This is a genomic window from Hydrogenophaga sp., from assembly GCF_041633695.1.
In the GTDB taxonomy this organism is placed as follows: Bacteria; Pseudomonadota; Gammaproteobacteria; order Burkholderiales; family Burkholderiaceae_C; genus Hydrogenophaga.
This window is the reverse complement of sequence record NZ_JBFJMY010000248.1, coordinates 1-6,242: the sequence shown is the minus strand read 5'-3', so window position 1 is coordinate 6,242 and position 6,242 is coordinate 1. Positions and strand designations below refer to the sequence as shown.

Genomic DNA, 6,242 nt, shown 5'->3' with positions numbered 1-6,242 from the left:
CCAGATCACCATGGGCGGCAAAGACGCCGACAACATGACCTACACCATGGTCGACGGCAACAAGGTCACGTCCACCGGTACCTTCAAATTTGGGTCGTGCATTATCGAAATCCCGACTGGCCAGCCCTACGCAGGTTCGTACACCATCAACAACTGTTCCGTCAGTTTGGCCTTAAAAGGCAAGGCCCTGACGGTTGGTGGTCCATTCAAAAGCGAATACGTGTGGTCGGTTGCCAACTGGCAATCGGTATCCTTCTTCCCCAGCTACGAAGGTCTGAGCATTGATGCATCAGGCAACGTCACTTATTCCAGCCAGTTCTACGGCAATTCCATATCCATTTCGCTAGGAACGGTGTCTGTGATAGCCGCGACCGGCGCCACCGGAGGCAACTGATTCCCCGGCATCGGAAAAAGAAAAATACCCGCTTCGGCGGGTATTTTTTCGCCTTCATGCTGCGAAATCCCTGCGAGGCGAAGCTTGAAACTTCGCCATGTTGGCCTGCGCCAGACCAGCAGCACGGAATGCCATACAACAGACCATCGCATTGCAGCTCGCGTGCGCCCATGAAAACACCTGGGCAGGGCAAGGATAATCACCGTGCCTAGCTTTCATCCCTGCGCACCCGCGTGCGTTATCGACCCGAAACACCATGCTCCTGGCCCATTTTTACCCCTACATCAAACACGCCCACATAGGCCTTGCAATCACCAGCGGCGCCTTGTTCGCGCTGCGCGGGCTGGGTGTGCTGGCTGGCTTGCAATGGCCCATGCGCACCGGCATGCGCCAACTGAGCATGGGCATCGACACGCTGTTGTTGCTGGCCGCCTTGCTGCTGCTCGCCGTGCTGCATCTCAACCCCTTTGCAACGCCCTGGCTGCTGGCCAAACTGGGGTTGCTCGTGGCCTACATCGTGCTCGGCAGTTTCGCGCTCAAACGCGCCAAATCCTGGCCGGGTCGCGCGCTGGCCTATGCCGCCGCCTTGCTGTGTTTTGCGGCCATCTACAGCATCGCGCGGCAGCACAATCCCTTGGCTTTTTTGAGCTGGTTTTAACTGCTCGGCTTGGGTTCACGGGCCAAGACCACGCGGCCGAAAAAAAGCCCCGCAGTGCGGGGCTTTTTGCTGGTCACCGGGTGTTCAACCCATGTGCAATCCGCCGTTGACCGAGAAGTCGGCACCGGTGGCGTAGCCGCCTTCTTCGCTGGCCAGCCAGGCGATGATGGAAGCGATTTCGCTGGGCTTGCCCAGGCGCTTCACCGGCACCGTGGCCACGATCTTTTCCAGCACATCGGGACGGATGGCGTTGACCATGTCGGTGCCGATGTAGCCTGGGCTCACGGTGTTGACCGTCACACCTTTGGTCGCCATCTCCTGGGCCAATGCCATGGAGAAGCCGTGCATACCGGCTTTGGCGGCCGAGTAGTTGGTTTGACCCGCCTGGCCTTTTTCGCCGTTGACCGACGAGATGTTGATGATGCGGCCCCAACCCTTTTCCACCATGTCGGGCACGACCTGCTTGGTCACGTTGAACATGGAGTTCAGGTTGGTTTCGATCACGCTGGACCAATCCTCGCGCGACATCTTCAGGAACATGCGGTCTTTGGTGATGCCGGCGTTGTTCACCAGCACGTCGATCATGCCGTGCTCGGCCTTGGTCTTGGTGAAGGCCTCTACTGTGGAATCCCAGTCACCCACGTTGCCGACCGAGGCGTAGAAGTCGTAACCCAGTGCCTTTTGTTCGTCCAGCCACTTTTTGAAATCGCGGGTGGGTCCGCATCCGGCGATGACCTTGAACCCTTCTTTGTGCAGGCGTTGGCAGATGGCGGTTCCGATGCCACCCATGCCGCCTGTGACGTACGCTACTTTTTGACTCATGATGTGCTCCTCTGTTGGGGCCGTTGTTCGGCCCATTGGTATTCAAGAAATAGCGGTTGTGCGGCCAAAACAAACCTCCGTTTCAAGGCCTGTCCATTTAACCGCGAAATCAGCGTTCGATGGCGAGGGAAACCCCCATGCCGCCACCAATGCACAGCGCGGCCAGGCCCTTCTTCGCATCGCGGCGCTGCATTTCGTGCAGCAGCGTCACCAAGATGCGGCAGCCGGACGCACCAATCGGGTGACCGATGGCAATCGCACCGCCGTTGACGTTGACCTTGGCCGGATCGATGTCCAGCGCCCGGTTCACCGCACAGGCTTGCGCGGCAAAAGCTTCGTTGAGTTCGAACAAATCCACGTCCGAAGCTTTCCAGCCTGCACGCTCCAGTGCCTTGCGCGAAGCCGGCACGGGGCCCATGCCCATGGTGGCGGGGTCGAGTCCGCTGGTGCCAAAGGACACGATGCGGGCCAGCGGCTTCAAGCCCAGCGCGGCGGCCTTCTTGGCGCTCATCACCATCACGGCGGCGGCGCCGTCGTTGATGCCACTGGCGTTACCGGCGGTCACGCTGCCTTCTTTGTCGAAGGCCGGACGCAGACCGGCCAGCGCTTCGGCGTTGGATTTTTTGTTGATGAACTCGTCCGCATCGAACAGCACCGGATCGCCCTTGCGCTGGGGAATCGACACCGGCACGATTTCGTCCTTGAACTTGCCGGCTTCTTGCGCGGCGGCGGCCTTTTGCTGACTACCCAGCGCCAGGGCGTCCTGCATCTCGCGCGTGATGCCGTGCTCTTTGGCCACGTTCTCGGCGGTGATGCCCATGTGGTACTGGTTGTACACGTCCCACAGGCCGTCGACGATCATGGTGTCGACCATCTTCCAGTCGCCCATGCGTTGACCATCGCGGCTGGAAGGCAACACGTGCGGGCTTGCGCTCATGTTTTCCTGGCCACCGGCGATCACGATTTCGCTGTCGCCCCAGGCCACGGCCTGCGCTGCCAGCATCACGGCCTTGAGGCCGGAGCCGCACACGGCATTGATGGTCAGTGCCGGTGTTTCCTTGGCCACACCGGCCTTCATCATGGCTTGACGGGCGGGGTTTTGCCCCACGCCGGCTGCCAGCACCTGGCCCATGATGACTTCGCCCACGGCGTCGGCGGGCAGGCCGCTGCGCTCCAGCAAAGCCTTGATGACGATAGAGCCCAGCTGCGTGGCCGGGGTCTTGGCGAGCGAGCCGCCGAACTTGCCGACCGCAGTGCGGGCCGCTGACACGATGACGATATCTTCCATTTCAAGTCTCCTCTTCAAAAATCAAAAATGACGTTCTGGGCCAGTCCTGGGGTCTACCATGCCACGGCGCCGATGAAGGCCGCATGACATGGCGCAAGACCTCAGGCCTTGGCTTTCACATAGCGGCCGGGCGCCGGTTCGATGACCGGGTACTGCTTGCCTTTGCCCACGTTTTTCGGTGCAGCAATTTGCTTGCCAGCCAGCGCCTTGAGCCAGTCCGACCAGTCGGTCCACCAACTGCCCGGATGTTCGGTGGCGCTTTCCACCCATTTTTCAGACGTTGCCGGGAACTTGCCCGCTGGGCCGATCCAGTGGCTGCGCTTGTTCTTGGTCGCCGGGTTGATCACACCGGCGATGTGGCCAGAGGCCCCCATCACAAAGCGCTTCTTGCCCGGGAAAATCTGCGTGCTGGCATACGCGCCGCCGATCGGCACGATATGGTCTTCGCGCGAACCGTAGATGTAGACCGGCAACTTGACCTGGCGGAAATCGATCTTCTCGCCACACACGGTGACGGCACCCGGTTGCACCAGTTTGTTCTCCAGGTACATGTTGCGCAGGTACCAGGCGTAGTAAGGGCCCGGCAGGTTCGTGCTGTCGCTGTTCCAGTACAGCAGATCGAAGGGCGGCGGCGTTTCGCCCTTGAGGTAGTTACCCACCACGTAATTCCAGACCAGGTCGTTGGGGCGCAGAAAGCTGAAGGTGGTGCCCAGATCGCGCCCCGACATGATGCCGCCCTGGGCAAACTGCATTTCGCGCAGCTTCACCGAGGATTCGTCGATGAAGATGTCCAGAATGCCGGTATCGGAAAAATCCAGCAAGGTGGTCAGGAAGGTGGCGCTGTGCACCGGCTCTTCGCCGCGCGCGGCCAGCACCGCCAAAGCCGTGCCCAGCATGGTGCCGCCGACGCAGAAACCCAGCGCGTTGATGGTGTCGGCACCGGTGATGTCCTGCGTGACCGCAATCGCACGGATCACCGCGTCTTCGATGTAGTTGTCCCAGGTTTTGTGCGCCAGCGACTCATCGGGGTTGCGCCAGCTGACCACAAAGGTGCGGTGCCCTTGCGCCACCGCGTAGCGGATGAGCGAGTTTTCGGGCTGCAGATCCAGGATGTAGAACTTGTTGATGCAAGGTGGCACCAGCAGGAACGGCCGTTCATAGACCTTGGCCGTCAGCGGCTTGTATTCGATCAGCTGGAACAAGTCGTTTTCGAACACCACCGAACCTTCGGTGGTGGCCACGTTCTTGCCCACCTCGAACACGCTCTCGTCGGTCATCGACACGTGGCCTTGCTTCATGTCGTGCAGCAGATTGGCCACGCCCTTGGCGATGCTCTCGCCCTTGGTGTCCAGCGCCATTTTCTGGGCTTCGGCATTGAACGCCAGAAAATTGCTCGGCGCGCTGGCGTCTATCCACTGCTGCACCGCAAAGCGCACCCGGGTGCGGGTCTTGGCATCGCCCTGCACCGCATCGGCCAAGGCCATCAGGGTGCGGGCATTGAGCAGGTAGACCGCAGCGGTAAAGGCCGCCATCGGGTTGCTGGCCCAGGCCTCCGAGGCGAAGCGGCGGTCACCGACCGGTTTCACCTCCCCGCCCGGCGTCCACAGACCGGCTGCATCTTTCAGGTACTGGTCGCGGATCTCGGCCAACTGGGCGGGGTCGAAACTGACCGGATGCCCGGCTGCCTGGTTGAACATGTCGCCCATGCCGGCCAAACCCGGCATGGCACCGGGCAAGCCGAAGGCGGGGCTGGCCGCATTGGGTGGCAAAAACGCCTTGAAGGCGGCCCAGGGGTCGGACGCATCGGGTGCAGGGCTTGGGGCGCTTGCGGCGGCCCCTGGCATAGACTGGGCCAGCTGCGTCCATTGGGCCACCAGGTTTTGCTGGAACGATCGGGCCGATTCCAGCCAGTCTTGTGGCGAGGTGGGTTCTTGTTTCATCTTGTCTCCAAAGCGGTTAGCGCCGACTTATTATCTTCGCTGCCGGGAAAATATCGGGTTTTCCCTAGTATTGATAGATCGGCTTCCAGGAAGCTGACAAAACCCCATGGGTTCAAGGAGCTGCGGTGTATCTGGTGGTGATTGGTTGGTTGTATGTGGTGTTGATGATGTCGGTGGCCGAGGCCACCAACACAACGGGCACCGTCCTGGGAGCCATTGTGACCTTTTTTCTTTACGGTCTGTTCCCGGTGGCACTGGTGGTTTACCTGATGCGCTCGCCGCAAAGGCGAAAAGCCATCCGCGCCCGGGAAGCCGCTGAAGTCGCCAAAGTGGCGCAACAGGCCATGGACGCGGCCGCGACCTCAACCGAGCCAGATGCAGGCGGCCATGCGACCGGTGCTGCCCAGCCGGAGGGCGTCGCGCCGGTGCGAGAAAAACCTTGAGGGCGTGGAGACGGTGCACCAGCGGCTGGAGCCGTCGTTGCCAAACACCCGATCCAGCCCCATGGCGGCCAAGCGGAGTCGGGCCAGCGCAGGCAGGTTCGCCAGGTACTTCTGCGCCCCAGTCTCGGCGGCGGGCTGGATTCGCGTAAAACACCGATCGGCTTCAGGCCGGTGGCGCACAAAAGCCTCGCGTACCTCGACCCCCACCTCGAACGCGTCCGGACCAATGCACGGCCCCAGCCAGACCAGGGTTTGCGCGGCTACCTGATGCAACGACCCGGCTCCGGTTTGCGATTGCACCGCCTGGGCAAAGGCCTGGAACACGGTTTCCAGCACGCCAGCCCCCGACGCGGCGGCCGGACCCGAACCCGCCAAGCCGCGCCAACCCGCATGGGCCGCGCCCACCACGGCTCCGCTGCGATGCGCAAACAGAACCGGCAGGCAATCGGCCACCATGATGGTGCAGGCCAGCCCCGGTGCGCTGGCCACGCAGGCGTCGGCCACCGAAGCGTCCACGGTGTCGGCCGACAGCTGCAGCACCTCGGTCCCGTGCACCTGGCTCAGAAACACCGGGCGCGCGCCCAAGCACTCGGCCAACTGCGCCCGGTTCGCGCCCACGGCCAGCGCCTCGTCGCGCACATGGTCGCCCAGGTTGAAGCTGTCGAACGGCGGCACCGACACGCCGCCCTGGCGCGTG

7 protein-coding genes are annotated in these 6,242 nt (G+C 62.1%); 3 read left to right on the top strand and 4 right to left on the bottom strand.

Annotation, left to right across the window (positions count from 1 at the left end):
* A partial coding sequence (locus ABYB95_RS14905; protein ID WP_372659358.1) for a hypothetical protein occupies positions 1-394 on the top strand: 394 nt, incomplete at its 5' end.
* A 256-nt stretch (positions 395-650) separates the two neighbouring features.
* Complete coding sequence (locus ABYB95_RS14900) at positions 651-1,052, top strand: SirB2 family protein (protein WP_372659357.1); 402 nt, start codon at positions 651-653, stop codon at positions 1,050-1,052.
* Positions 1,053-1,136: 84 nt separating this feature from the next.
* On the opposite strand, the gene phbB is transcribed toward ABYB95_RS14900, so the two are convergent.
* The 3 genes from phbB to ABYB95_RS14885 form a co-directional block, all read right to left on the bottom strand.
* Positions 1,137-1,874 carry an acetoacetyl-CoA reductase gene (gene phbB / locus ABYB95_RS14895; RefSeq protein WP_372659356.1) on the bottom strand — a complete coding sequence of 246 codons (738 nt, stop codon included), beginning with the start codon at positions 1,872-1,874 and terminating at the stop codon, positions 1,137-1,139.
* 109 nt (positions 1,875-1,983) lie between these two features.
* Entirely contained in the window at positions 1,984-3,162 is a 1,179-nt protein-coding gene (locus tag ABYB95_RS14890) for an acetyl-CoA C-acetyltransferase (protein WP_372659355.1), read from the bottom strand.
* A 101-nt stretch (positions 3,163-3,263) separates the two neighbouring features.
* Entirely contained in the window at positions 3,264-5,102 is a 1,839-nt protein-coding gene (locus tag ABYB95_RS14885; RefSeq protein ID WP_372659354.1) for a PHA/PHB synthase family protein, read from the bottom strand.
* Between the two features lie 125 nt (positions 5,103-5,227).
* Here ABYB95_RS14885 and ABYB95_RS14880 point away from each other — a divergent pair, with 125 nt between their 5' ends.
* Complete coding sequence (locus ABYB95_RS14880; RefSeq protein WP_372659353.1) at positions 5,228-5,545, top strand: hypothetical protein; 318 nt, start codon at positions 5,228-5,230, stop codon at positions 5,543-5,545.
* Here ABYB95_RS14880 and pgeF read toward each other — a convergent pair.
* Positions 5,465-6,242: peptidoglycan editing factor PgeF (pgeF, locus tag ABYB95_RS14875; RefSeq protein ID WP_372659352.1), on the bottom strand; the 778-nt coding region annotated here is incomplete at its 5' end. The two genes, ABYB95_RS14880 and pgeF, sit on opposite strands and share 81 nt — an antisense overlap.

What these genes read in the sequence shown, in the direction of transcription:
- ABYB95_RS14890 (WP_372659355.1), bottom strand. Translation starts at nt 3,162, where the DNA reads ATGGAAGATATCGTCATCGTGTCAGCGGCCCGCACTGCGGTCGGCAAG.
- ABYB95_RS14885 (WP_372659354.1), bottom strand. Translation starts at nt 5,102, where the DNA reads ATGAAACAAGAACCCACCTCGCCACAAGACTGGCTGGAATCGGCCCGA.
- ABYB95_RS14900 (WP_372659357.1), top strand. Translation starts at nt 651, where the DNA reads ATGCTCCTGGCCCATTTTTACCCCTACATCAAACACGCCCACATAGGC.
- phbB (WP_372659356.1), bottom strand. Translation starts at nt 1,874, where the DNA reads ATGAGTCAAAAAGTAGCGTACGTCACAGGCGGCATGGGTGGCATCGGA.